Below are 25,705 nucleotides of genomic sequence, written 5' to 3'. Positions count from 1 at the left end.
GCGGCCCACCCCCACACGGTCTTGTCATTATCCCACACCGGTAAAGGACTTCGCACCGCGCAAGCGCGTCGCTCGCACGCCGCTTTCAGCGGTCCTTGACTCGGCGTGTCCAAATGCCCGCGACCGTGCAGGGCGGGCGAGTTCGCTTTGCTTTCAGACGGTTTTCACCCTATATTCAAAGGAGATCATCATGAGCATGAACGACATGACCGAAGCTGAAGTAAAACTGACAGACGAGAAACTACGCGCTGAAGTGGCGAAGCTGATTGCTGAAACAAAACAGATCGGCGTCAATACCTTCTTAGCACCGTTTCTGGCTGCAGCTGCACTGATCGGTGCCACGGCGGCAATCACGGCAGCAGTCTTGAACTTCATCGGAACCTGACAGTTTGCGGCCCCTCGGGGCCGCTTTTCTGCGTTTCCGCATGATGTTGGGCAGATCGCCTGTTTAATAACAATCAAAAAGACCTGCGGTGCGATTGCACCGCGCGACCGGTGCGCAGCCAATGGCCGCGCAGTCGCCGAGGGGGTGCCCCCCTTCGAAACCCCCGGTTCGGAAATATTGGAGAGCCGAAATTTCCTCCGGAAGATTTCGGGTCAGACGTTCATAGGTTGGGTGCCGGGGCCGCCTGGGCGGCCCCAATTGCCTAGAAACGCCGGAATGTGTCGAGAGGATTTTCTTCAGATGCTACGTAGCCGCTTTGACGGGGAGCGGCTGAAACTGGCCCTGCCCCCGCCGCATCTGTGGTCGGCTTGTTTGACGGCTTTGGCCGCAACAGGCGCATGACGCTGCCAAGCGCAAGAATCCCAGCCGAGACGCTCAATAGCCAAGGCAACAGCCAATCGGATATTGTCACGCCCGCAATCAACCACGTTGCCAGTCCGGAGTCCGTCAGCAACTCGAATTGTGGCCCGGCGGCCTGCATCATAAGACCGCCCTTGATGTTCACAGTGGGCCAGTATTGGAACAGTACCAAAGCGGTGAGCAGGCCCAGAGCATCGCGCGTGCCGTCAAACGGTGACCAGACGAGGCAGCAGGTTATGGCTTCAACGCCCCAGAAAAGAGCGAAGACGATCACAAGAAAGTAGGTCAGTTGAGGCAGCGCGAGCGAGGTCTGGACACCGGCGACCGCTGAGATCGCGACCGTCCAGAGGATCGCTGGACGCAGGATCGCGGAGAGCAGGCCCTTCATGCGGCATGTGCTGCGCCGTAGATCGTGGCCAGCCCCTGAAGAAGTGCCTGCGCATTCTGATGCGCCGAAGTCAGCGCAGGTGCCGGTGGCAAATCCTGCAACAGACACCCTTCGCTGAATATCTGGCGGTAGGCGTCTTTTTCCAACACCGGTGGATCCAGCACCGGGAAGCCTTGGGCTGTCAGCTGATCGCCAATGCCCTTTTGAGTTCGCGACCTGATCGCGGCCGGAACCCGCGTCGGAACAATCACGTTTGGTCGCGCCCGGCCGGTTCGGGTTTCCAGCTTGGTGAGAAAGGTCCTGACCTTGGTCGCCTCGTTCAGATCGAGGGCGGAATACTGCATCGGGATCAGAACGAGATCGGCCAGTTGCGCAGCCAGCGCCGATCGCGCGTTTTCCGTGCCTTCCGTATCCAGCAAAACGAACTCCGCCTGCCCGGACGCCTTCTCGATGTTGCTCTCCAATTCGGAGCCTTCCGGATCGGTGTCAACGATGACCGGGATCCGTTTCGCCAGGTCCGACCGGTTCACCCAGTTGAGCAGCGGCGTGTTCGGATCGCCATCGATAAGCGCGACGGTTCCGCCAAGTCTCACGATCTCTCCGGCGAGGATTGCGATGAGTGTTGTTTTCCCTGCACCGCCCTTGGTGCTGGCAGTGGCCCAGACATGTGCGCTCAAAGTTCGCTTCCTTTGTTATCGCCCCGTGTCTTTGTCAACGCATGGGCGGGTTAATGTGCGGTGCGATTGCACCGCGCGACCGGTGCGCAGCCAATGGCTGCGCAGTCGCCGAGGGGGTGCCCCCTTCGAAACCCCCGGTTCGGGGATATTGGAGAGCCGAAATTTCCTCCGGAAGATTTCGATCCAGACATTCAGAGGCTGGGTGCCGGGGCCGCCCAGGCGGCCCCAATTGCTGAGAAACGTCGGAAAGCGGTCGCATTGTCAAAGTGTGTTTCCTTCTTGATCGCCCCGTGCTGTTGCCAAAGCCTTGGCTGCTTCGCGCAAGGTGCGGTTCATGGTCCAGTCGTTGGCGAGCGCAATGTCGTAGAGGTAGGCTTTGATGTCGCCGTCGATGCGATGGTTGAACGGTTCGGTGTAAGACTTCCTGCGCCCCTTTAGTGAGCGAACCGGTGAGGGTCGTTTTATTGGCTTGGCAGACGCATCACGTGCAGCGGTTTCTTTTTTCGTCACAGTCCTGCCCCTTTCTTATCGCCCCGTGCCTTCGCCAGTGTCCGCGCGGCTTCGCGCAAGGTCCGGTTCATGGTCCAGCCGGTTTCCCGGGCAGTATCATATAGGAAGTTGATCACGTCTATATCAACACGCTGGTTGAACGACGCGGTATTGGCGACAGTTCCGGGTTTCCGGAGACGCCGAACCTTTGGGGGCGTGTTGGGTTTCTTCGATGCCGAAGCAGGTTTCGGATCGGGTTGATCGTCGGATATGGAGGCAGACCGTTCCCTGCCCGGTTTCTCTTTCTGAGTGCTCCGAAGATTGTCGAGTGCATTTTCGAACGCGCCGGGTTGCCCTGCCATGTCTTAACCTTTCGTCAATTGTCAATCACTGTGCCAATCTTTGCAATGTTTTCAAGTGTCATGCAAGGCAAGAGAGCTAATACAAGCTGAGCCGTGGCGGCACTTGTTACCACGCTAAAGCAAGTTATGCAGTGATATAATGATGCTTCGCATGAATTGCCAAGGCAATACATGGCTATGCATGTCTGGCAGGTTGAGGGCGAGAGAGCTAGCGAGCCGCAGAGCGCGCCGTAGAGCGGGTTTAACAGGGGTCCGCGGCTCCCCTGCCCCTGCCAAAATACAGAAACCGCGCTCAGCGGCCCAGAAATCGCGCCTGTGGCTATTTCTGCAGGTCGCCCTTGCCCGCCAAGTTTGCCATAGGCGTTGGCGTTCCGGGTATGTGGCTGTCGTTCCGGCCGGGACAGCCAGCGCGTCAGAGCTGAAAGCCCTGCAGGTCGCTGGCCCCCAGTATAGTGGGGCAGATTTTGCCCTGCCTGAACGGTTTTGCGCCATGATCGCCCGGCTGTCGTCTCGTGATGTCACTCGATTTGGGGTGCCATGTGGCAACGTCGCGTTTGGCACTACGCGGCAAATCTGGCGCTTACCACGAGAATAGGGCTCTGGGTTGGCACAAAGGGTGTGACAGAGAGATGTTTGAACTGATTTAGAAGAAATCAGCGTAGGCGCGTTTACGTATGAGATTGACATCTCATACAGACGGTGCTCCAATGCCCCATGGCGGTTTACTACTTCAACGTCAGCATTTTGTCCCGCGGCAGCGGAAACGGAGCCATCGCAGCCGCCGCCTATCGTCATGGCATAAAGGTCAAAGACGTTACCACAGGCAAAACCTTTGATTACACCGGGAAAGATGAGGTTGCCTATAGCTGGATCGCAGTTCCAGAGGATGCACCCGACTGGGCAAAGCAGCGCTACCTGACATTTCTCGGTGACAGCCCCGAGGCCCGGGCCGAAGTGGCAAAGGTATCCACAAGGCTGTGGGAAGACCTGACCCTCATCGAAGTTCACAGCAAACACTCCCGTCGTGACAGAGCCCGGCTCTCCCGAAGCGTAACTTTTGCGCTACCTTTGGAGCTGAGTTTTGAAGAGAAAGTAAGGCTGAGCCGGGAGTTCGTGGAGCGCAGCTTTGCAGATCGCGGTATGATCGCAGATTGCACGTTCCATGATCTCGAGGACAACCCGCATATCCACGTAATGGCCAGCATGAGGGATCTCGGACCCGATGCCTGGGGTAAAAAGAATATGGCATGGGACCATAAATCCCTGCTGCGCAGCTGGCGGATGGAATGGGCAAACGCGGCCAATATAGCCCTGGAGCGGGCAGGCCTGCACCAGCGGATCGATCACCGCACACTCGAAGAACAGGGCATTGAGCTGAAGCCCGACACCTACAATCCGCACATCGCGGAGCATGCGGAACAGTCCGGCGATCTGGCCCGGGAGAAAGATCGTATTGCCCAGGTGCGGCGGGACAATGCCGCCTACCTGCGCGCCAATCCCGAACATGTGCTTACAGTGGTTTCGGCGAAGGCCACGATCTTCTCCGAACTGGATATTGAAAACGAGTTCAAAAGGCGGCTCGATGATGCCGGCCAAGATGAGGTCAGATCACTGGTGAATACTGCGATGGCGTCGAGGGAGCTGGTGGAACTGGACTGCATGATTGAGGATCGGGCGGGTGAGAAATGGCCTGGTCTGACCACGCGGGCGCGGGCCTACAGGGAGCGCAATCTTGTTCTCGATGCCAAGGTTCTGGCGCGTCAGTCACTCAGTGTGGATGCGTCCGATCGGCTGGATCTGCTCTCCGAGGGTCTCCGGGAAACGCAGCGCAATGCGGCGCTGGAGATGGTCAGCCCGGATCGGTTGTCGCTGGTTACTGGCTACGGTGGCGTGGGAAAGACTTACACCATCGGTCAGGCCGCAAAGGTCTGGAAAGCCCGCGGGTATGAGGTCCTTGGTGGGGCGATCTCGGGTAAGGCCACACAGGAACTCTCTACAATACCGGAGATGGAGATCGCCAGTCTTGCGGCCTGGGAGTCCCGCTGGGCCCGGGGCGCCCTTCCCGTACAAGGCAAGTTCGTCTTCTTCCTCGACGAGATTGGCATGGTCGGGGGTGATACGCTGGTGCGGGTCCTCAAGCGGGTCTCGGACATGGGAGGCAAGTTGATCGTTTCGGGCGATGGCGAGCAGCTGCAGCCGGTCATGGATGCAAGCATCGTGAACGCTTTGCTGGAAGTAAAAGACCCGGTGCTGATGGACCAGATCGTGCGGCAGAACAACGAAGACGATCTGAAAGCGTCATGGCAGCTGGCACAGGGCGGGAAACACATAGATCAAGCGCTCGATCATTACCACGGCGCGGGCCATATCCACTTCCTGGAAAAAAACGAGGAGACCTTTGCAAAGCTGGTCCAGGGGTATTTCGATGTGCCTGTCAGTCATAGCTCTGAGCGGATTGCGGGAGCGGTGTCGAACAGGGACGTTTGGGCGCTGCAGGATTTGCTGCGCGCCGAGGCAATTAACCGCGGCGAGCTGGGGGAGCGTGAACAGGACCTTGGAGAGATCATTCGGATCGACCGTCAGGGCACGCGGGATGTGCGCCTGAAGCTGCCGCTTCGGGTGCGGGAGGGCGAGCGGTTGATGTTCACAGCCTCCCACCGTGAACTGGGTATCCCGAAGTCCAGCATGGGTACGGTGGTGGCAAAGCCCTACAAGGCGCTGGATATCCTGCTTGATGGCGCCGATGCCCCGGTGCGGGTGCACCTGGAGGCGTTCAACAGCTTCGATTACGCCTACGCGGCTACGATCCATAAAATGCAGGGTATGTCGAAAGAGCGAGTACATATCCTGGCGCATCCCCGGATGAATCGCTACCTGGGCAACGTGGCGATGACACGGCATGAAGAGGGGGTGGATCTCTACGTTTCGAAGACCCGGATCGAGACACTCGAAGACCTGAAGGATCTGTTCGGTACCAAAAGCCACCTGTGGATCGATGGGTCTGAGACGCCAGACGAGATCCGGCGCGCAGGTATCGGGCTGGCGGAAAGCGGGCTTGCGACGGACCGACTGGATCTCATACCCGCCAGCGAGACCGTGCAGAATCTGGTCCGGGAACGGTTCATCGGCGATCCGCACCTGTCAGGTATAGCCTCGCGCGTGGGCGGCCTGCTTTCGGCGGAGTTCGTGGGCGGGGACCCGATCCTGGAAGAGGACCCGCAAGGTTATGCGCAGGATCCCTGGCGCGTCATCGACGAGATGATGGAACGGCAGGCGGTTTTCCGGGCGACGGATGTTGCGGATGCGCTGTCGCAGATCACCAAGGACCCCGAGACCTTCCTGCGGCTCTTCAAGCAGGCGATGGAACATCCCGACCTGGTCATCCTCGACGAAGGTGGCCGCAATGGTGAAGGGCGGATCTACAGTACGCGGACGCAGGTGGCCCAGGAGATGAATGTCCTGGATCGTGGTGTGCGGTTGTCGCTGCTGGAACATCTGCCCCATGCAGGCACAGCCCGGTCGAAGGCCTTCGGCCAGTCTCTGCACGGAATTGGGGAAGAGGCGCTCCTGTCAGCCGAAATCCAAAGCTCTGGTCTGACCCGGGAACAGGAGGCCGCATTCCGGGCCGCGATCGATCAGCCGGGGCTGAGCCTTGTCAGCGGGCCATCGGGATCAGGCAAGACCCGGGTTGCTGGGGCGCTGACGCGGGCCTATCGCGCGGCCGGGGTGAAAGAGGTTAATGCGATCGCGCCGACGAGTGCTGGTGTCGATCGGTTACGGCGGGTCGGAGAAAGCGGTGCGATGAGCATCCGCCAGTTCGAGGAGCGGGTTGCAGACGGGCGGATCGCGCTGATGCCGCGCAGCGTGATCGTGCTCGACGATGCCGGTCTCGTGGGTGCGGAAACAGCGGATCGCCTGATCGGCCTTGCAGAAACTCATGGCTCAAAGATCGTGGCTCTGCGGGATACGCACCAGTTTGCTGCCCTGGAGGCCAGCCCGGTTTTCCGGATGCTGGAGGATCGGGTTGGTGGGCACCGTCTCGGGGACAGCCTGCGGCAGATCGATCCGGCGCGCAAACAGATGCTGGAAGCGTTCCGGCAGGCCCCGACGGGTGTTCCCGGCGATCCGCAAGGGGAAGGTCCGGCGGAACGGGGTCTTTCCGGGCTCATGGCAGAAGGTGTGTTCCAGGCGGGAGAGACAAGGGTCCTGGCGCTGGACCGGATCGCGAAGGATTACGTGCGCGACGCGGTGTCCTCGAAACTCGTGGTTGCCCAGGCCCGGGCGGATGTGAACGAGCTCAACAGGCTGATCCGGGAGAACATGGATGCGCGCTATCCCGAACGGGCAATAAAGGCGAGCCCATTCGTGGATAGTAAGGATCTTGCCGAGGCCCCGATCGGATCGATTGCAGCTCTGCGCCCGGGCGATCGGATCTTGCTCTCGGGCGGGTATTTCGGGGCCAACCTGCCTGCCGGCAGCGAGGGCGAGGTTCTGCGCCATGATGCCAATGGAGTTGCCCTGCTGATGGCCGCGCCCGACGGGACGGAGCGGCATCTAACCTTCTCAGTGGAGGATCGAGATTTCCGCTATCGCTTTGGCTTTGCCAGCACAGTGCATGGGGCTGATGGAAGGAGCCACGGGTCAGTGCATGTGCTGGCCACCCCGGGCATGACCCGTCATGTGCTGGACGCGGCGATGTCGTTGCACCAGACCGCGTTGAACGTGGTTCTGCCGGTGCCGGAGGACAACCTGGGGCGTGCGGTGCGGGCCATCCAGCGGAAGGATGGGACAGGCCGGGGTGCGCTGGACTACGGGTTCGATGTGTCGCTGGCAGCGCGGGAAGCTCTGCGGGGCCAGGCAATGGAGCTGCGAGAGGATGCGATCGTCGAGGGTGCGGAACGGTTGGCGCTCTGGATGGGGCCGGAGGCGGTCAGACCCGCCACAGGTGTTCCGGAAGCACCAGCATCCGAACTGATCGGGCCGACAGACGTGCCCCCTGCCCGCGCCCTGCCCCATGGCATTGGTGGCGAAGCAATGGCGGAGCTGATCGGCGCGCAGATTCTTGAAACAGGGGCCGCGCCGACAAATGCAACGCGCAGCGCGCTGACCGATATGGTGCGCCATGTCGCCGAAGAAGATGGCTGGCAAATCTTGCGCAGACGCCTGCCGCCCGGAACAGAAGCGCACGCCGATCAGCTGGCGCTGGACCGGGCCGGTCCGGGCAGCGACGGACGCAGCCTGCCGGCAGCGCTGGTCCTTGCGCGCGGGGCGGTTGCTGCGGAAGCTCTTGGAGAGGATGACCTGGCAGAGCGGTTCCAGCGTGGTCTGGGTCTATATGGGGCGCGTGCCGAAGAAGCCCGGCGGGGACCGGGCATCGAGGGGCTTGAGCCGCGCCTGGTGGATGAGTTGCCAGATCCGTGGTCTCAGGCCCCTGCCCCGGTGTTGGAGAGTCCTGCCAGTGCGGAGATCCGCGCGGCGAACGCGGCGTTCCTGCGGGCACATCCCGAACACATGCTGAGCCTGGTTGCGGCGGAACGGGCGATCTTTACGGAGGAGGAGCTTGTCCGTTCCGCCCGTTCTTATCTCGAAGCGGGTCGCGGAGAGGCGCGGGACCTGGCTGAGCTGGTGCTCGACATGCCAGAAGTGGTGCAGATCGCGCAGACGGGACCGGGCGGACAGGCGCAATACAGCACCGGCGCGCGCTCGGCGGTGGAGATGGACCTGATCTCCCGGGGTTTGGCCATGGCGACAGACAGGTTTGATGTGGATGAACAGGCCCATCTCGATCTGTTGTCCCCCAGCCTGACAAAAGGGCAGCGCCCGGGAGCCCTGGCGATGCTGGACGCAAAGCGGCTGACCCTGGTGACAGGCGATCCTGGTGCGGGCAAGAGCTACGTGATCGGCGAGGCGGCCAAAGTCTGGCAGGCGCGCGGCTACGAGGTGATCGGCGGTGCGTCATCCGGCCCAATTACCCAAGATCTGGCCACAGATGTAAAACATATGGATGTTGCGACTCTAGCGGCCTGGGAGGCGCGCTGGGAGCGGGGTTGGCGGCCAGCATCGGGTCGGTTTGTCTTCTTCATGGATGAGGCCGGTATGGTGGGGGGTGACACCTGGGCACGGGTCCAAAAGCGGATCGATGCGCTTGGCGGTAAGCTGGTCGCCGTGGGTGGCCCGGGGCAGTTGCAGCCCACCAGCGAAAGCAGCGCACAGTTGGTTCTGATGGAGCAGGAGCCCATCGGGTTCACCGCGATGTATGAGGTGATCCGGCAGGAGAACCATCTCGAACGCCATGCCTCGAAACAGCTGGAAGAAGGTGGCAGCGAGGCAATCAGCGCGCTGCAGTTTTACCATGATAAGGGCGATATCCGCTTCACCGAGGATGTGTCTGGGGCCATCGCACAGATCGCTCAGAGGTATTTCGAGCGTGGCGCACCTGATAAGCGGATTGCGCTGGCCTATACAAACAGGGATGTCTGGGCCCTGAACGCCGCGTTGCGATCAGAGGCGGGTCAGCGCGGTGAGTTGCAGGGTCCGGAGCGGGACTGCGGCGAGATCGTGCGGATCCTGCGAGACGGAGAGCGGGAGCGGAAAATCCACCTGCCGCTGAAGCTGCGCACGGGCGATCGCATCATGTTCACGGCGAGCCATCGCGGGCTGGGAATCCCGAAGTCGAGCTTTGGCACGGTCCAGGCGATCCGGGCGCAGCAGTTGGACATCCTGATCGATAAGCATACCCGGCCGATCACGGTCGATCTGAATGAGTTCAGCAGCTTCGACTATGGCTATGCCACTACGGTTCACAAGTCGCAGGGCATGTCCAAAGACTATGTCTATGGGCTGGGCCACGGCTATATGAACCGGCATGTACTCACCGTAATGGCGACCCGGCACCACCAGGCGTTCGAGCTGTATGCTCCGAAAGACCGGCTGGAGGACATGGCTGAGCTGGAGGCCGCAATGCTGCGCGACGCCTATCTGCGGTTGGACGATCCCGATGCGGATCCGACCAGCCCTGCCCTGTCACCACGCCGGTCTTCACCCCGCCTGGCCGCCCCGGGGGTGGTTGAGCCCCGTGCCGATCTGCTGCCGGAAGACACGCCGGCTCCCATTGTGGCCTTCGAAGCGGATGCGCATCTGTCGGGGGTTGCCAACCGGATCAGCGGGCTGTTGAAGGCGGAGTTCACACAGGGGCAGGCTTTGGTCGGCGAAGATCCATGGGGCTATACGTCCAGCCCTGCAAAAGTGGTGGATGATCTGCTGAAACAACAATCAACCCTGCGCGCGGCGGATGTGGCGGGTGCACTGACCCGTGTCACCCAACATCCCGCCACCTTCCTGCGCCTCTTCCGCGAGGCGATGCAGCATCCGGACCTGATCATTCTGAGCGATGAGGGAATCGGTGGTGAGGGTCGGATTTACAGCACAAGATCACAGGTGGCGATGGAGACGGATGTTGTCGATCAGGGTCTGCGGTTGGGGCTCAGCACCCATCTGCCGGGACAGGATGTAAAGGCTCCTCGCCCGGATGGCACTCTGCTTGACCAGCTTGTCCGCCGGCACGGGCTGGACGAGCAGCAGGCGAAGGCGCTGCACGATGTTGCAAACGGGTCCCGACTCAGCCTTGTTCGGGGCGCGTCCGGTACTGGTAAGACAAGGCTGGCAAGCTTGCTGGCCAAAGGGTATCGCGAGGCCGGATCCGATCATGTCTATACGCTCGCCCCCACCGGTGCGGGGCTTGGGGCCCTGCGGGCGGCCGGAGAGCGGCGGGTGTTCAGTGCGCGTCACTTTACGGAACTGGCATCGGCAGGTTCCGAGGGGGCTGATCCACTGCTGTCGCTCACAGCGGGCAGCATGATCGTACTCGATGACGCGGGCCAGCTCGATGCGGAAACCGGCAAGCGTCTTTTTGACCTGGTGGAGAAGAGCGGTGCGCAGTTGGTGATGCTGGCGGATCCAGAACAACCCGGTCCGTTTGGGGCGGGGCCGGTCTGGCAGATGCTGGAGGCGCGCATGGGGTCGATCGCGCTCGGGGACAGCCACCGGCAGAGCGATCCGGGGCTGGCAAAGGCGCTGGCGGATCTGGCAGCTCCGGAGCAGGGCGAGCGGGCGGCGCAAGGCCTCAAAGCGTTGGAAGCAGCAGGTGTATTCCAGGCTGGTGGTACCTCACACGCGACGATCGAGACCCTGGCGCGGGACTATGTTGCAGATGGTTCCGAAACAAAGATCGCCCTGGCCTGGTCGGGTGCCGAGGTAGAGAAGCTCAACACGGCAATCCGCGCGAAGCTGGACGAGATCATGCCGGAGCGGGCGGCGTTCAAAGACACGGCGCAGCATACAGGATCGGTTGCAGCCTTGCAGGTTGGCGACCGGATTGCCCTTACGGAATATTACGATGCGGCGGCACTGGGGCCTGGCAGCATCGGCGACGTGGTGGCGCGGGATGCGGAGAGTGTTCGGATTCGGCTGCGCAGATCTGGCGGCGCCGAAAAGGAAGTCGTGTTCAAAGGTGAGGATGAGGCGTTTCGGTACCGCTTTGCCTTCGCAAGCACCGTGCACGGTGCGCGGTGTCTGGATCATGGGTCCGTGCATCTATTGGTCAACCCGGCCATGAGCCGTGAAGTTCTGAACACGGGAATGGCGTTGCATAAGGATCAGCTCAACGTGGTGGTGCCAGCCAGTGAAGACCGGCACATCTCCGTTGTTCGCAAGATCCTGCAGACAGACGGACGGGCGCGGGGGGCGCTGGATTACGGCTTTGATCCTGCGCTTGCGATGCGGCAGGCCACGCGTGGCGAAACGCTGCGACTGCAAGGGTCTGATGGTCTGCCAGCAGGCATTGGCGCTGAAGCCATCGGTGAGGTTACCGCTGGCGCGATCCTTGAGACCGGTACAGCTCCAGCTCCGGAAGTGCGGCACAGGCTCGACAGTTTTGTCAGGCAGTCCATCCGGCTGCAGGGAAAATCCATGCTTCAACGGCGTGGTACAAAAGACCTTGTGGCGCGCGCGGAGCGTTTGGCGCTGGCCACAGCCGGACCGGGACGTGACGGTAAGGCTTTGCCCGCGGCCCTGGTTCTGGCCCGGGCGGTGGAACTTGCGGAGACACAGGGTGAGGCTGATCTTGTTACTCACTTCCGCCGCGGTCTCGATCTCTATGCCGAGCAGGCGCACATTGCCCGCGCGGGCCCCGGCATTGAAACGCTCGAGGCCCGGGTGGTCGAGCAAATCCCGACCGCCCCCAAGGCCCCTGCCCCGGCACAGAAACGAACCTTGCCCCCCTTTGCCCGGCAAGGCGGGTCACCTATCCGGCTTCCGTCACCCCGACGGCTCTCCAATCTCATCCCGAACAGCGAGGCCGCTGCGGCACGGGCCGTGCTCAAGGCCTTCGTGCCGCACAGATCCCGCGGTCCCGGCTTTGTCGAAAGCTTTCTCAAGGCCTACAAGGAAAACAGTCCTCGGATGATGGCTGACGACCGGGCCACGCTGACACGCACCGCTGACGGCACACTGGTGATCGATACCGGTCAGCCATTGATTGAGGTGCCTGCACCCTTGCGGGAGATCCCACAGTCAACCGCGCCCGCACGCCCTGCCCCACCGCGGCTGGGGCACTTGGCTCGCTCGTTGGCCTCTGCTGTCACGCAGCATATTCCCGGCAGCGACCCGGTTCATGATCGTGCGGATCTGCGGGGCGACATACGGCGATTGCTCTCTAGCGGGGCGCAGTTTGCTCCCGAGGATTCCCAAAAAACCGAAGAGGCAGCGCGACGCATCGCACGCGCACGTCATATCAATGCGATCAAGATAGACGTTATCGGAACGGTGTTGAAAGTCAGCGGAGCCCGGGACACTGTCAACGATTACTATGTCACGCGCGCCACGCACAGGAACGAAAACCCGTTTGAGCGGATCGATCCGAAGCTGACATCAATGTACGACAGCAAACTGAAGGCGCGCATCGAGGCCATAAAGCCAGATGATTTCAAAATCACCGACGCAGACAAAACCATCGCCCGGGCAACAGCGTTCCTGCCAGCCACCTATCCGGAACAGGGCACAGAGGTCGCAAAGGCCGTTGTGCGGGCTGCTGCCGCTTCGGCATTGCCGAAAGCCGAGAAAATCCGCGAGGAACGTAAAGAGCTGGTCGAGGATCTGGCCAAATGGGATTTGCTCGGAGAAGAGAAACAGAAGTCTGTGCTCGAGCGCATGTACACTGCGTTCACCCACAAAGAGATCGAGCAATTGGCCAACCCGCAAAGCTCGCTCCCCCGTTCCATACCCGCCCTGCCCCTACAGCCGCAGAGCTTCCGCGCCGGCCTGATGGAACTGTTCCGATCCGACAACACGCTGTCGTTGCCGTGGGTCCGACGTCATGACAGTCTGTCCAGAGAGATGACACGTGGACTGGATCGGGATCGCGGCGGCTATGAGATGGATTGATCGTTGGAAAAGTAAGGAAAAATGGCCGCCATCAATTATGGCATCGGTGATATTCATCCGCAGAACAGGGTCATTGATATGAAAGCCGTGCTGGAACTGACCTATCGGTTCAGCGCTTTGACGCGGCTTTCCGATCTAGACTAAACTATTCCCGCGATAATATTGTTTTTGAATTGGTATTTATGATGGCAAGAGGAAGTTATCTTGGCGGCCACACCGTTATCTCACGCGATGGTGCTGGGTGGAGTTATGATCCTTGCGAAGTCAAAAACCCAACAGTAAAGCCCAAAAAGAAGCAGTCAAAACCGTCTAAAACTTCACCGCCAACAAGAAAAACGAGAAAGCAGCTTCGATTAGAAAAAGATCGTTTACTTGCGCGCTATGCTGCACGCTGCGCGCTCGCCGATAAACTCGGACAGGCACGACCACCTCTCCCACAGGGCGTAAAAAAAATTTGGCTCAAGCACGAACCGCAGAAGCGAAAATTTGAAATCCTAGTTGCCAGTATCTTAGGCAGAATGGCAAAATAGATAGCGCGAAGACTTGTCAGATGAACTTGGCTCGAAGTTAAGTGAGGGCTGAACAATGCTCAAAATAAATTCTGGAAATTGTAACATTGAATCGTTCCTTCACCTGAATTTTTAGAGGAAATTTGGAGGTCCAAAAATGGGTAACGTATCATTAAGCCACTTAAAGCGTATCTCGCCGCGTGACGCGTGGTCTAACGAAGCTACAGATTTCACGCCGTGGCTCGCTCGCGATGAAAATTTCGCAATCCTAGCCGAAACACTTCATTTCACCGAAGCAGAGGTCGAGGGAACTGAGCAATCCGTTGGCACATTCTCTGCAGATATCATCGCGCGAGATCGTGATGGGTTTGTTCTTGTCGAAAACCAGCTCGAATAAACAGATCATACCCATTTGGGTCAAATCTTGACCTATATGGCAGGCCTAGATGGTGTTCGGAAAGTAGTTTGGGTCTCAACAAAGGTGCGCGAAGAGCACCGCGCCGCTGTTGATTGGTTAAATTCACATACACCCGAAGACTTTTCGTTCTTTGCCGTAGAACTTGAGCTCTTGCAAATCGGAACGTCACCGTTGGCCCCGCATTTCCAAGTCGTCGCAAAGCCCAATAATTGGAGCCGACACGTCAGCAGCAGGGCGCGTAAACTTTCAGAAACACCGATGAATGATCGCCAGGAAAAATACCATAAGTTTTGGACCAGTTTTGCTGACTACATGGCAAGTGGAACACCGGGATTTGGAAGCCGCAAACCTCCAAAGGGTCATTGGTGGAGCCATAGCATAGGGCGCACAGGTTTTAATATTTCCCTCACAGCTAATGGCAGAGACGGACTTTTAGGCGCGGAAGTTTGGATAGGCGACGACAGCGCCAAACTTATCTTCGATCATTTCCACTCCGACCAGGAGCGGTACGAACAACGCTTTGGTGGGCCGTTGATCTGGGAGCGTTTGGACAACGGCAAAGGGTCCCGAATTGCCACACGGCTGAACGGTATCGACATATTTGACAAAGCCAGATGGGAAGAATATTTCGCTTGGTACTCTGAAAACATGGAGAAGCTAAGAGACTGCTTTTCGGAACCAATACGCGATCTTGACCTATCTGCGCTCCATGAAGCTGATAAGCCTGAAAAACTATTGCTGGACAAGTGACTTCTGATTGAACGTTGCAAGCTTTTTCGCATCTGCAGTGATCCGACGCAGTTGATTTCAAGGTGAAATTGCTGGTCTTGAAATCGCATTACCGAACGCATTGTTAGGTGGGCTGACCTTCCTATTTCGACATAGCACAACCGGGTCAGAAATCTATGACGTTTAGATTAGGTTCAACGGACGCTTACTTGTTTAGGACGCTTTGGCAAGAACAACCGCACCACCAAACAGATCAACTTGTTCCTCTCCAGTCGGCAGCATTCGGTATCGAATATGACCGCTCGTAGGAAAGGCATCGTTACGCCTTATCCGATGGAGGCGAAGCTGACGGTCTAGCGTAGATACTCTTTTGGCTCGTTTAGTTTTGAAAGACGCTGAGGAGTAGCTTTGGCTGGAGTTTTCGATGATAAGTTTGGCCTCCTCCTTGTTGGGTATTTTGTGTCGACCGTGGTTAAACGGAGCCAATAATGAAATCGGTTTCTCTAATGACTTCCACAGGTCTTCTGAGTGAGCGCCTTTAGACCCATGATGCGCAACTTTGTAGACCCGAAAATTACTTGCATTTTTGAATTGAATAGAGTTTTGGATGACACGAGACCAACCTTTTCCAGGCACTTCCTCCAAATCAGCTCCAAAAAGGAACGCGGCACCCGCTGTTTCAAGCAGGAGTACGACCGACGAGTGGTTTGGCTTGAGCTTTGGCGGCAATCGACCAACGCTTCCTACTTCGGGGATGTGTTGCACAATGGAATCGACGAACTTGCGAATTGAAATGTCGTCCGGCGCGAGCGACGTTAGCCGAGTTTTTGACGATTGAAACACCGGTCGGTCTTGGCTCGCAAAGTGAACTGCCGTTCCATCATTTCGATCGTCATGCAATCGCAGCATATCCACGATTTCCTTTGTTCCCAAAGAAAGATTGGGACTTGCTGGGTCGCAAAAACTGGCAAGATACGCTTGCGCATGTCTATCATCTAAAGCGGATGGGACGATCAATTGAGCTTTACTACATGCCCTAAAGAGTTGTGATATGCCTCTTACATGATCTCCATCGGTGTGAGTCAAAACGACGTGGCTGACCTGTTTGGAAAGGTCTACTCCTATTGCCCGTAAATACGAAAGAGTAGCTGGATGCCCTGTATGCGCCTCTAGGCAACTGTCAATACAGAACCACTGACCGTCACCGTAGTGTGTCTTGGCCCCCTAAAACTGTGCCACAGTTGGCTTAGTTTTGGAGACGGGATTGATGGCGCGGAAACGGTATTCGGACGAAGATATTCTGCGGCTTTTGCGCGAGATTGAGCTGGGCCTGGCATCTGGTTCGGATGTCGCGACGGCGTGCAGAACGGCTGGTGTCAGTGATGCGACCTATTACACATGGCGCAAGCGGTTTGGTGGGATGGGACGATCTGAGATGGCCAATCTGAAGGCGCTGCAGAAAGAGAATGATCGGCTCAAGAAAATCGTGGCTGAGCTTGAACTGGACAAACTCATTCTCAAGGAGAGCCTTGATTATCTAAAGCCAAAGGCCTGACGGCAGACCAGCTTCGTCAGGCCGTGGTCCACACCCGACAAAAGCTGGCAACCTCTGAACGGCGCACCTGTCGCGTGATTGGATTGGCGCGGAGCACGCTGCAATACCGCGCAGCGCCAAAGGATGATGAGGCGTTACGTCTGGCGATGATCCGATTGGCCAAACGGTATGGGCGCTACGGCTACCGCAAGGTCGCCGAGCTGCTGCGTGTCGAAGGCTGGGCAGTCAATCATAAAAGATCGAACGACTATGGCGCGAAGAAGGCTTGCAGCTCCCACAACGGCACAAGAAACGCAAACGGCTGTACCACAAGGACAGCTCGATCATCCGGCTCCGACCGCAACATCCCAATCACATCTGGAGCATTGACTTTGTCCACGACAAGCTGAGCAACGGACAGAGCTACAAGATGCTGACGGTGCTGGATGAGTATACCCGTGAGGCGCTCTGCGTAGCGGTCAAGCCGAAGATGAACAGCGCAGACGTGCTGGATGCGCTCTACCCACTCTTATTGCGGCACGGGAAGCCCGAACACATCCGTTCCGACAACGGCGCGGAGTTCATCGCAACGGCCCTGCAGACCTGGTTAAGAAAGGTGGGCATTAAGCCGATCCAAATCTACCCGGGATCACCTTGGGAGAATGGATACAACGAGCGCTTCAATGGCACTCTGCGCCGGGAAGTCCTCAACGCAGAATGGTTCCACACCACCAAACAGGCTCAGATCGTCATCAATACCTGGCTTAGACAGTACAATCGTGTCAGACCCCATCAGGCTCTAAACATGCGACCGCCCGTTCCAGAAACCTTGCTCAAAACTGGCCCATAGAATTGGGGCTGGACAGGTGTACCTGACGTATCCAACAAATGGAAATCAATCGCGCACTGGCTTGCAATCATTGTAATGATCCTCGGCCTCGCAATGGTGTTGATGTCCGTGCATGTATCGGGAGTACTTTAATGACGAAGGCGTTCGTTAGCTATCACCACAAGAATGACCAAAAGTATCGAGAGCATCTGTCCTATCTAGCCAATGTTCACGGTGCTTTTGAAGATCAGTCGGTCGAAGTTGGCGAGATCGACGAGAGTTATCCACCGCAATCGATCAGGCGATACATCCGTGACAACTACCTCCGCGACTCAGAAGTGACAGTGTTGCTCTGCGGGACGGAAACGCGCTTTCGCAAGCACGTCGATTGGGAGTTGAAGTCCAGCATGATTGACGGCGCTGTCAACCGTCGAAGCGGCATCCTTGTCATTGATCTTCCTACGACACGGTCGACTTCATGGCACGCTAGCCTGCCTGGTGAAAAGTCGGTCATATATCCAGACTATCGTGGACGTTGGGTGCACGTCGACAACAAGGCTGACTACTTCTTACGTTTCCCAGCTATGCCAGAAAGGGTCGTCGACAATCTTGTGAAGCGTAGTGTAAGGCTCTCGGTTGTTCCTTGGAACCGGATTGAGAACCAACCTGCCAACTTGAAATTCCTGGTGGATGCCACAGCGCGCGTTGCTCAAACCAATGAATACGATCTTTCGCTTCCAATGAGAATGCGGAACCACAATCCAGAGTTGGCACAACAGTATTAGGCCCAATTGGCCCGAAGCTGCGTATTTGGGAGTGTAAGAAGAGAAGAACATGTGTAATTTCGGTCATTCGCGGCACCACGCATGAGCTTACGCAGAGCGGACCTTGCAGCCATTCACTTCTTGAGCTTTGCTGACGCAGCATCTCTTCGGCATGGCAGCGTCTGTTTCGTTGCGATGCAGCACATGTCACCGAAGCAGCCGTCCTAGGGCGCGGATTTCGTCCCAACCGAAACAGTATCTTCGCCGCAGCTTGATCCGACAACTCAGACGCGGACTAAGCAGTTCTTCGTAGCAAGAGCCGAAACATGTCAGCGATTGCAACTGTTCATTAGAGACTTGGTGGCGGGTATTTGGGTTTGCTCAATTGGCAATCTGATGAAGGTACGCCATCGGGTGTTTTTTCAGAGTATCGCGTCTTTGCTTTCCGTATTTGTGGCCGGTTGCAAGCGCGCCTCCCAGCATGGCGAAGCCTCCCGAACCTGCAAGAACTTCTGGCATTTCGAAGACTGGAGCGGATGCCGCAGCTGCTAGCGCAGTCCCCCAGTACCAGCGTTATCATACTTTTGGAGAGGAGAGCGTCTGTTTTGGCAATGCCGAGTTGGACCTTCAATTCGGCAAGGTCATCCTCCATTTTCTGTTCAAATATACGATCTAGCTCGTCCCTGTCTGGCGTCCCAAACGGATACTTCGCAACTTCGTCAATATGTTTGCGAATTGCATCAAGATAATTGTGTCGCATCGTACGGTAATCACAACCGGCGGCTTCCCTTGCTTCTCGCTTTCTGAAATCAATAAGTCGCTCTAGCGAGACATATTCAATTCCAATTGCCTTAAAAGTCAGTGGGATCACACGCTCGGTATCCTCGGCATCTCGTACTGCTTGCGGGACATTGGCGATTGTCGCGTAGGCTCGGCCTTGATCAGTAATTCGTGCTCGAGTGTCTCCTGCCAAGACGTCCGCCATAATTGCCATCAAGGTTAGGCCAGCAGTCTGTGACATCGGGTAGTCGAGATTTTCAAGGTGGTCGTCTGTCAATCCCTTTCCTTTGTCCAGCCCCAATTCTATGGGCCAGTTTTGAGCAAGGTTTCTGGAACGGGTGCCTTGAGCCCCAACCTTGGACCGCCAGAAGCTAGATTTTTCCGGCTCTATCACGATGACGGGCTGGTGACGCCATCGGGATAATGCATGGCAATCGGGACGTTGTATCCGATTGCGCTGTGGGGTCTGTCCTCATTGTAGTGCCGACGCCAATCCTCCAGCTTTTCGCGGGCATCTGCAAGGCTCATGAACCAGTGCGCGTTCAGGCATTCCGCCCGGAGCTTGCTGTTAAACGCCTCAATGAAGCCATTGTCCGTGGGCTTTCCAGGCCGTGAGAAGTCGAGGGTAACGTCGTTGGCGTAGGCCCAGAGATCGAGGTCCCGCGAGATGAACTCGCTGCCGTTATCGACTCTGATCGTCTTGGGGTAGCCGATCTGCCCGCAGACCCGTTCGAGCGTCTGCACAACATCTTCGCCCCGATAGGTGAAGCGCGGATCGGCTGCAGGGCAGAGCCGGGAATGCGTGTCAACGACGGTCAGGATGCGCAACCTCCTACCCAGGGCGAGCTGGTCGTGAACGAAGTCCATCGCCCAGACATCGTTAGGCCCGACGGCTTCATGACGGTCTTCTCTGAGCTTTGCCTTCACCCGGCGCTTGGGGTGCTTGTTCCTGAGCTGCAGGCCCAACTCGTTGTAAATCCTGCGTGTCTTCTTCATGTTGATCACCCAACCCTCCCGTCTAAGAAGCACGTGGACGCGCCTGTAGCCATAGCGCACACGCGTCTCTGCGATCTCTTTGATCCGCCGTTCGACGGCAGCCTGATCCGTCCGCCGGGACTTGTAGTGGTAGGTGGATGTGTCGAAGCAGATGGCCCCACAAGCCTTCCGGATCGACACACCCCAATCAACGCACATCCCGGTGACAATCTCGCGCAAACGGCCAGGCTTCAGAGCTTTCGCCGAATGACATCCTGAAGCATCTCCCGATCCAGCGTCAGGTCCGCCACGATCTTCTTCAGCCGGGTGTTCTCGTCCTCCAGCGCCTTCAGCCGGCGCATCTCGTCAGGCAACAAGCCGCCGTACTTCTTCTTCCAATTGAAGTATGTCGCCTGGCTGATCCCAGCCTTTCGGCAGATCTCCGCGACCGGTGTGCCTTGCTCGCCCTGCTTCAGGATGAAGGCCTTCTGCGCCTCCGTGAACTTCGATGCTTTCATGCGATTCCGCTCCTCTCCCAGCCAGGGAAATTTAGCGGAAAACTCCAGCTCCGAACGATCCAGTTTTCAGGGGGCAGAGCACGGGCGGTCGCATGTTTAGAGCCTGATGGGGTCTGACACGATTGTACTGTCTAAGCCAGGTATTGATGACGATCTGAGCCTGTTTGGTGGTGTTGTCCAGCCCCAATTCTATGGGCCAGTTTTGAGCAAGGTTTCTGGAACGGGCGGTCGCATGTTTAGAGCCTGATGGGGTCTGACACGATTGTACTGTCTAAGCCAGGTATTGATGACGATCTGAGCCTGTTTGGTGGTGTGGAACCATTCTGCGTTGAGGACTTCCCGGCGCAGAGTGCCATTGAAGCGCTCGTTGTATCCATTCTCCCAAGGTGATCCCGGGTAGATTTGGATCGGCTTAATGCCCACCTTTCTTAACCAGGTCTGCAGGGCCGTTGCGATGAACTCCGCGCCGTTGTCGGAACGGATGTGTTCGGGCTTCCCGTGCCGCAATAAGAGTGGGTAGAGCGCATCCAGCACGTCTGCGCTGTTCATCTTCGGCTTGACCGCTACGCAGAGCGCCTCACGGGTATACTCATCCAGCACCGTCAGCATCTTGTAGCTCTGTCCGTTGCTCAGCTTGTCGTGGACAAAGTCAATGCTCCAGATGTGATTGGGATGTTGCGGTCGGAGCCGGATGATCGAGCTGTCCTTGTGGTACAGCCGTTTGCGTTTCTTGTGCCGTTGTGGGAGCTGCAAGCCTTCTTCGCGCCATAGTCGTTCGATCTTTTTATGATTGACTGCCCAGCCTTCGACACGCAGCAGCTCGGCGACCTTGCGGTAGCCGTAGCGCCCATACCGTTTGGCCAATCGGATCATCGCCAGACGTAACGCCTCATCATCCTTTGGCGCTGCGCGGTATTGCAGCGTGCTCCGCGCCAATCCAATCACGCGACAGGTGCGCCGTTCAGAGGTTGCCAGCTTTTGTCGGGTGTGGACCACGGCCTGACGAAGCTGGTCTGCCGTCAGGCCTTTGGCTTTAGATAATCAAGGCTCTCCTTGAGAATGAGTTTGTCCAGTTCAAGCTCAGCCACGATTTTCTTGAGCCGATCATTCTCTTTCTGCAGCGCCTTCAGATTGGCCATCTCAGATCGTCCCATCCCACCAAACCGCTTGCGCCATGTGTAATAGGTCGCATCACTGACACCAGCCGTTCTGCACGCCGTCGCGACATCCGAACCAGATGCCAGGCCCAGCTCAATCTCGCGCAAAAGCCGCAGAATATCTTCGTCCGAATACCGTTTCCGCGCCATCAATCCCGTCTCCAAAACTAAGCCAACTGTGGCACAGTTTTAGGGGGCCAAGACACTTTCTTAACCAGGTCTGCAGGTGTTTGATCACGAGCTGTTCGTTGAGTGGAACGACAAGCGCTTTGGCCCCTACCGCCCGACAGGTGGGCCTATCCCGCTGCATCGCTATCGCAAGCCCAAGAAAACACAAACACAGGCACGGGCCGACAGGATCGGAGATCTTGCGCAGAAGATCTCGGTGCCCAGATCGGCGCTTGCCGGGTTGGATTCAAGCCTGGCCAAAGCCGCAGACGTACTGCCGTTCGCCAGCCAGGCCTTTGTCGATCCGGATCCCTATGGAGAGTTCACCTATAGCAGCCGATTGGATGCGCTGCGCGGGGTCTCGGATTTGCTGCACAAGCCGCTGGCCCGCCTGACAGACGAGGATCTGTCGTTCGTGAATGATCTTGTCGACCGCACGCTCGACAAGACGGAAATCAAACAAGGAATAACTGCCCGGTTCTCGCCTAAGCGACCGGCCGCTGAAGAGGAGAGCGAGTAATGCTGAATGCCGAGATCATGGCGCGATATGGGCTGATCAAGGACTGGCGAGCTGCCGGATTCTATGAGACCGAGAACCATCGTCAGATCACCCACACCGTCCGGGCGGGCATTGGAACCGGACGCCTGATCGCTGTGACAGGCCCAGTTGGCATCGGCAAGACTGTGTTCCTGCACCGGTTGCAAGATGAAATTGCGCGCGAAAAGAAGGTCACTGTCGCCGAAAGCCTGTCGGTGGACAAAGCCCGCACGACCGTTCCGACGCTAATCTCAGCCCTGTTCTACGATCTCTCACGAGAGAAAGAACCAAAGATTCCAACCCAAGGTGAAAAGAGGGAACGAGAACTTCAGAAGCTGGTAGCCCGCTCCGGAAAGCCCGTGGCGCTGTTTGTCGATGAGGCCCATGATCTGTATGGAAAGACATTGATCGGGCTGAAACGCCTGATGGAAGTGATCGCGCGCGGCGGAGGCAATCTGTCCGTTATTCTGGTCGGCCATCCGAAGCTGCGAAACGACCTTCGCCGCCCAACGATGGAAGAGATCGGGCATCGCACTGATATCCTGCCCTTCGAAGGATTGGGGAAGAGTCCCGAACCTATCTCGACTGGCTTTTGGACCAGTGTACCGAGGACGACGCTCCACTTGACGAGATTATCGAACCGGCGGCGCTGGACCTACTGGCAGAGCGCCTGACCACACCCTTACAGTTTGCCGAATATTTAAACCGGGCATTGGAGGCCGGGTTCCGCATCGGCCAGAAACCAATCACGCCGGATATTGTGTCGGCCACCCTGGCCCCCGACTTTGATGACTTGGAGCCACGTCTCACCCGGCAGGGCTATTCTGTGAAGGTATTGGCGGATCAGTTCCAGTCCAAACCTGCCGAGATCAAACGCTTCCTGAGCGGGCAGCTTGAACCCGCGCGGACCCGCGAATTGGCAGAGCGAATGCGGATGGCGGGGTTGTCGCTATGAGGTCATGTGGATGGTCTCACCCCACCGATCCCAGTCTCAGAAATGTGAGCCCGTCTCAATTATTCTGAGCCCGTTCTCAAATAAAGTGGTCCCAAATCGAATTATAGTCTCAAATAATCTGAGCCAGAAACAGCGATGATCTCGCGCCCAACGGATTATGATCTCAAGCCGCTACAATTAGTTGCCCTCCGGCCGAGTGTCGGATAGCGCCGCGTTGAGATCGGCAATGCGGAAATCGACACGAGGTCCATCTGGCGGATAAAATCCGATACCGGTCGTCCGTACTGTCCAGAACAACTCCGCCTTCAAGCAATTGCGTCCCTGCAGGCAGGGACCGTGCCAGACGCTTGCCGACGATCTGCTCCAGTTGCCGGACGATTGGCGGGGTCTCATCGACGAACTCAAGATCATTTGCGTTTGAGGTATCGAGAACATCCAGCTTACCGATAGTTGCTGTTTTGACATCGGGCATTAGCTTTTCCCAAAAGCCTTTTGGCAGTGGAAATGGATCGGTGCGTTTGTTTTGAGCGGGGCTTGCTTGGGGTTCGGCCTTCGGCTGGACCGCTTTGCCTTTGGCAACAGCAACCTTAAACGATTGTTTTGGCGGAGAAGACCGCGGCGACGCCCCCGGCTTCTCGATGACATATTGCCGCCAGTCCGGACATTGAATCAGCGGGGCAGACAAAGCCTGACCTGCAACAAACGCCAGGGGCAGAGTTAAGAAAGTGATCCGGCAGCGTTTGCGCACCAGAAATCGACACCTTCTGACTAAAGAACGGCGCATATTGAAACTTCGACAAAGTTAAAGATTGTTTCATCACAAAAATCGAATTGTGGCCGAACTTCCCTCATCCCGGACAGACTTGTCTCAAGGCTTCGTTCCAGAAATAACAGTGCAGAAACTATATCTACTTTTATTATATCGCCGGATCCAAGCTCCATCACTTCGTAACGTGTATGCGCCCCTTAAGAGTTGTTAACATTTGAATTTTAGAGCGATGTGTCCGAATTTTAAAAATACCGGTATTCTATTTATCAATAGACATAATCTATAGTTGAGAGTAGCTTACCGGAAACGCTCTGTCTTTAGGAAGCGATCCCGCTCCGGGGATCGAGCATCAATGAGATCTTCCGGATCGAGAGCGCGCGCGTGGCATATCTGCAAAAACACGACAATCGTGATGTTGGAAGATTTCAGCATATTGTACCAAACCGTAGGGCCCTGACGTCAAACCGGTCCGCGATAAGCCAGGTTGGCTGAGTTTCGAGTGCTTGTGACACCCGAATAAGGTTTCTTAAACGTACACTTCGCCTTCCGTTCTCGATATTGGAAATATACTGCTGTAACAGACGCACCCGCTCGCCCATCTCGCGCCGTGATAAACCGAGGCGTTCGCATCTGTTACGCGTGTTTTGAGATAATCTGACCTTCAGATCCTGCTTATCCGAAACAGTTGTGTCGAGCTGGTGCGCCATGAGATGCGGCAAAATGGTGCCAAGAGCTTCTGCAATAGCTTCCAGTGTTTCCAACTTGGAGCTGGTTTTGCCATTTTCGATAAAATTCATTGTAGAAACGGATATCCCGGCCATTTCAGCCAGCTCTGTTTGTCGCACGCCCTTCCTTTTGCGGAACTTGCGGATCGTGTAGCCAAGATTCTTCGACGTTGACACCTTAGCAGCCTCCCTTTTGTAACGGTTTTGCACTTTTATCCGATTGATTTAAAGTCATTTTTGGAAGATCTATGGTATTTAGCGAATGATTTTTTGCGGCTTAATTGTTGTCGGTAAAAAATATTTGTTGTGGAACTCACATCCCCTGTCTAAGACTCTCAACATGACATAATCTGTCCATTCGAAAGGTTATTAGGGACGAATTGGAAACAAACATGCACCCAGACACAGGCCGAACCGGGAGATTGTTCTCTTGTGTCGAGTAACAACCTGAAGACTGTCGGTGGCAAAGTTTTGGCGTAGATGCTTATACCATAGGTAGTAGTTTTAACGGATCAAGGTTCAAGCGCAAGGGCCTCGGGCTCTTTCTGACCCCTGCGATGAATCTCATCCCCGAGATGCTGGAAGCCGAAGAACGTGCCAATACTGAATAGAAAGAGCATGACGAACTGCGTGGCGACCGGTCACGGCTATACCGCCACGTCAAGATTACCCTGACCAATTTGGTCGCCCTCCCCTGCCCGCCTGACACCTCTGACGACATGATGGATGAGTTTCGTTCTTGGCCGCGCTCCGACAAGCTCAAATACATGACACTGGAACGTCTCAGGGAGCATATTCAGGCGGCGTATGACCTGTGGAAAAGAGCTGAAGTTTTCATAAAGAAACCCAGGCAAATTTCGGGTCAGCCCGAAGCTAATTACGGGTGTCTTATATAAAACAAAATAGAAGAAAAAATACTGTCTTGTAACGCCAACGGCGAAACAACATGGGGCGTTTCAAGTCACCAAAGCAGGCGCAAAGGTTCCTTACCGCTCACGACCAGATCAGCACCATGTTCCGACCCCGCCGCTATCGCCTCTCCTCGATTTCCTACCGCCACGCCCGATCGGACGCATACGATCTTTGGAATGGCTATGCTCTCAAGTTGACCGCCTGACCGCGCCGGCAAAGGCTCTTTGCAACCGCTGGCAAACAACTTGGCAATACCATGTGTGA

General features: G+C 57.0%; 20 protein-coding genes and 3 pseudogenes. 12 read left to right on the top strand and 11 right to left on the bottom strand.

The features are described 5' to 3' along the window. Positions 1 to 190 precede the first annotated feature (190 nt). A complete protein-coding gene (locus ACR3ES_RS23755) occupies positions 191 to 385 on the top strand; it encodes a hypothetical protein (RefSeq protein ID WP_320243106.1) in 195 nt (64 codons plus the stop codon). Between the two features lie 262 nt (positions 386 to 647). Here ACR3ES_RS23755 and ACR3ES_RS23750 read toward each other — a convergent pair whose 3' ends face one another. The 4 genes from ACR3ES_RS23750 to ACR3ES_RS23735 all read right to left on the bottom strand — a co-directional run bounded on the left by ACR3ES_RS23750 (position 648) and on the right by ACR3ES_RS23735 (position 2,721). Beyond that, positions 648 to 1,193, bottom strand: coding sequence for a hypothetical protein (locus ACR3ES_RS23750; protein WP_480425782.1), 546 nt, complete (start codon positions 1,191 to 1,193; stop codon positions 648 to 650). Continuing rightward, positions 1,190 to 1,870: a nucleotide-binding protein gene (locus ACR3ES_RS23745; RefSeq protein ID WP_480425780.1), complete on the bottom strand. Its 681-nt coding sequence runs from the start codon at positions 1,868 to 1,870 to the stop codon at positions 1,190 to 1,192. The genes ACR3ES_RS23750 and ACR3ES_RS23745 overlap by 4 nt, the downstream gene beginning before the upstream one ends. 261 nt (positions 1,871 to 2,131) lie before the next feature. Beyond that, positions 2,132 to 2,380: a hypothetical protein gene (locus tag ACR3ES_RS23740; RefSeq protein WP_480425778.1), complete on the bottom strand. Its 249-nt coding sequence runs from the start codon at positions 2,378 to 2,380 to the stop codon at positions 2,132 to 2,134. Then, positions 2,377 to 2,721: a hypothetical protein gene (locus ACR3ES_RS23735; RefSeq protein WP_480425777.1), complete on the bottom strand. Its 345-nt coding sequence runs from the start codon at positions 2,719 to 2,721 to the stop codon at positions 2,377 to 2,379. The genes ACR3ES_RS23740 and ACR3ES_RS23735 overlap by 4 nt, the downstream gene beginning before the upstream one ends. A 714-nt stretch (positions 2,722 to 3,435) precedes the next feature. Between ACR3ES_RS23735 and ACR3ES_RS23730 the strand changes: the two genes are divergently transcribed. The 5 genes from ACR3ES_RS23730 (at position 3,436) to ACR3ES_RS23710 (ending at position 14,838) form a co-directional block, all read left to right on the top strand. After that, positions 3,436 to 13,161 carry an AAA family ATPase gene (locus ACR3ES_RS23730; RefSeq protein ID WP_480426260.1) on the top strand — a complete coding sequence of 3,242 codons (9,726 nt, stop codon included), beginning with the start codon at positions 3,436 to 3,438 and terminating at the stop codon, positions 13,159 to 13,161. 21 nt (positions 13,162 to 13,182) lie between these two features. Further along, positions 13,183 to 13,305, top strand: a complete 123-nt coding sequence (locus ACR3ES_RS23725) for a hypothetical protein (RefSeq protein WP_480425929.1) — start codon at positions 13,183 to 13,185, stop codon at positions 13,303 to 13,305. Between the two features lie 29 nt (positions 13,306 to 13,334). After that, a complete protein-coding gene (locus ACR3ES_RS23720) occupies positions 13,335 to 13,691 on the top strand; it encodes a hypothetical protein (protein WP_480426223.1) in 357 nt (118 codons plus the stop codon). Positions 13,692 to 13,827: 136 nt separating this feature from the next. Then, entirely contained in the window at positions 13,828 to 14,067 is a 240-nt protein-coding gene (locus ACR3ES_RS23715; RefSeq protein WP_480425927.1) for a hypothetical protein, read from the top strand. A 36-nt stretch (positions 14,068 to 14,103) separates the two neighbouring features. Then, positions 14,104 to 14,838 carry a DUF4268 domain-containing protein gene (locus ACR3ES_RS23710; RefSeq protein WP_480425969.1) on the top strand — a complete coding sequence of 245 codons (735 nt, stop codon included), beginning with the start codon at positions 14,104 to 14,106 and terminating at the stop codon, positions 14,836 to 14,838. A gap of 192 nt (positions 14,839 to 15,030) precedes the next feature. On the opposite strand, the gene ACR3ES_RS23705 is transcribed toward ACR3ES_RS23710, so the two are convergent. Then, positions 15,031 to 15,942 (bottom strand): MBL fold metallo-hydrolase, encoded by a 912-nt coding sequence (locus ACR3ES_RS23705; protein WP_480425967.1) that lies wholly within the window; start codon positions 15,940 to 15,942, stop codon positions 15,031 to 15,033. 142 nt (positions 15,943 to 16,084) lie between these two features. Here ACR3ES_RS23705 and ACR3ES_RS23700 point away from each other — a divergent pair. Further along, positions 16,085 to 17,201 (top strand): annotated as a pseudogene (locus ACR3ES_RS23700) (IS3 family transposase). A gap of 131 nt (positions 17,202 to 17,332) precedes the next feature. After that, positions 17,333 to 17,965: a TIR domain-containing protein gene (locus tag ACR3ES_RS23695; protein ID WP_480425926.1), complete on the top strand. Its 633-nt coding sequence runs from the start codon at positions 17,333 to 17,335 to the stop codon at positions 17,963 to 17,965. Positions 17,966 to 18,293: 328 nt separating this feature from the next. On the opposite strand, the gene ACR3ES_RS23690 is transcribed toward ACR3ES_RS23695, so the two are convergent. From ACR3ES_RS23690 to ACR3ES_RS23675, 4 genes and pseudogenes are all read right to left on the bottom strand, one after another. After that, the gene (locus ACR3ES_RS23690; RefSeq protein ID WP_480634792.1) at positions 18,294 to 19,001 is read right to left on the bottom strand and encodes a hypothetical protein; all 708 of its coding nucleotides are present in this window, start codon (positions 18,999 to 19,001) and stop codon (positions 18,294 to 18,296) included. 113 nt (positions 19,002 to 19,114) lie between these two features. Beyond that, positions 19,115 to 20,217, bottom strand: a protein-coding gene (locus ACR3ES_RS23685; RefSeq protein WP_170438333.1) for an IS3 family transposase whose coding sequence is annotated in 2 segments (ribosomal slippage) — positions 19,115 to 19,956 and positions 19,956 to 20,217 — 1,104 coding nt in all. Because the reading frame shifts where the segments join, the coding sequence is not laid out codon by codon here. 31 nt (positions 20,218 to 20,248) lie between these two features. Continuing rightward, the gene (locus ACR3ES_RS23680; protein ID WP_480425923.1) at positions 20,249 to 20,404 is read right to left on the bottom strand and encodes an integrase core domain-containing protein; all 156 of its coding nucleotides are present in this window, start codon (positions 20,402 to 20,404) and stop codon (positions 20,249 to 20,251) included. A 2-nt stretch (positions 20,405 to 20,406) separates the two neighbouring features. Then, positions 20,407 to 21,524, bottom strand: a pseudogene (locus tag ACR3ES_RS23675) (IS3 family transposase). 76 nt (positions 21,525 to 21,600) lie between these two features. Between ACR3ES_RS23675 and ACR3ES_RS23670 the strand changes: the two are divergent. The 3 genes from ACR3ES_RS23670 to ACR3ES_RS23660 are packed head-to-tail and all read left to right on the top strand — an operon-like array spanning position 21,601 to position 23,035. Then, complete coding sequence (locus ACR3ES_RS23670) at positions 21,601 to 22,062, top strand: hypothetical protein (RefSeq protein ID WP_480424837.1); 462 nt, start codon at positions 21,601 to 21,603, stop codon at positions 22,060 to 22,062. Beyond that, positions 22,062 to 22,754 carry an AAA family ATPase gene (locus ACR3ES_RS23665; protein ID WP_480424838.1) on the top strand — a complete coding sequence of 231 codons (693 nt, stop codon included), beginning with the start codon at positions 22,062 to 22,064 and terminating at the stop codon, positions 22,752 to 22,754. The genes ACR3ES_RS23670 and ACR3ES_RS23665 overlap by 1 nt, the downstream gene beginning before the upstream one ends. Continuing rightward, a complete protein-coding gene (locus ACR3ES_RS23660) occupies positions 22,673 to 23,035 on the top strand; it encodes a hypothetical protein (RefSeq protein WP_480424840.1) in 363 nt (120 codons plus the stop codon). Before ACR3ES_RS23665 ends, ACR3ES_RS23660 begins: the two co-directional genes overlap by 82 nt. A 163-nt stretch (positions 23,036 to 23,198) precedes the next feature. Here the strand turns inward: ACR3ES_RS23660 and ACR3ES_RS23655 are convergent, their stop codons facing one another. Next, positions 23,199 to 23,507, bottom strand: coding sequence for a hypothetical protein (locus ACR3ES_RS23655; protein WP_480425922.1), 309 nt, complete (start codon positions 23,505 to 23,507; stop codon positions 23,199 to 23,201). A 722-nt stretch (positions 23,508 to 24,229) separates the two neighbouring features. Continuing rightward, a complete protein-coding gene (locus tag ACR3ES_RS23650) occupies positions 24,230 to 24,706 on the bottom strand; it encodes a helix-turn-helix domain-containing protein (protein ID WP_480425921.1) in 477 nt (158 codons plus the stop codon). 751 nt (positions 24,707 to 25,457) lie between these two features. Between ACR3ES_RS23650 and ACR3ES_RS23645 the strand changes: the two are divergent. Continuing rightward, positions 25,458 to 25,646: pseudogene (locus tag ACR3ES_RS23645) on the top strand (IS6 family transposase); the annotation flags it as partial. Positions 25,647 to 25,705: the final 59 nt, after the last annotated feature.

Source organism: Ruegeria sp. B1 (genome assembly GCF_056535885.1).
The sequence above is the reverse complement of the archived record's forward strand: the minus strand, read 5'-3'. Positions and strand labels throughout refer to the sequence as shown.